Here is a 587-nt window from a genome sequence, read left to right as displayed (position 1 = left end):
TCGTTGCTCCGGCCGTAGCGGTCCCAGAGGAATTGCAGGCGAATGCGGCCGTAGGCGTCGCAGTAGATTTCTTCGCCGGCCGGGCCGACCACGTTGGCAATCTGCGGGCCCTCCATCACCGGTTTGGGTAACGGGGCCGGGCGCCAGTGCTGATGGTCGGCAATGAAGGTAAAGTCGTTGCGCAGGGTGGTGCCGCTCTCCCCGGCGGCCTGTTCCAGCGCCTGCGGCTGGCTGCCCTGATGGGTGACGCGGACCAGCTGCCAGGGCCGGTTGAGGTCAGGCCGGGGATGGTGGGTCAGGGTGAACAGCATGCCGGGCCGCAGGGTGGCGGCGTTACTGTCACCGTCGCCGGTCAGGGCATTGTTGCGCAGGGCTTCCAGCCGGTAGCGGGTGAAGTCGGTGCCGTGCTGCCCGTCTTTGAAGCGGCCGGGAAAATCGAAGTGTTCATAGCCGGTATGCTGGAGGTTCTGTTCCCGCATCTGATGACGGAACTCCGCCGCCCAGGCCGGGTTTTTGAAGGTGTAATCTTTGAGCTCGACCACCGCCGGCCGTACCTGCGCCTGGCGGGTCAGCCGGGTAATGCACAG

General features: G+C 65.8%; 1 protein-coding gene. It reads right to left on the bottom strand.

Annotated features, from left to right (window positions below; all coding sequences use genetic code 11):
• Positions 1-587 (bottom strand): type VI secretion system tip protein TssI/VgrG (gene tssI, locus SLS51_RS23140; RefSeq protein ID WP_323840826.1); only part of this gene is annotated, 587 nt, incomplete at both ends.

The sequence above is a fragment of the Photorhabdus africana genome (assembly GCF_035181445.1).
GTDB classification, from domain to species: Bacteria; Pseudomonadota; Gammaproteobacteria; order Enterobacterales; family Enterobacteriaceae; genus Photorhabdus; species Photorhabdus laumondii.
The sequence above is the reverse complement of the archived record's forward strand: the minus strand, read 5'-3'. Positions and strand labels throughout refer to the sequence as shown.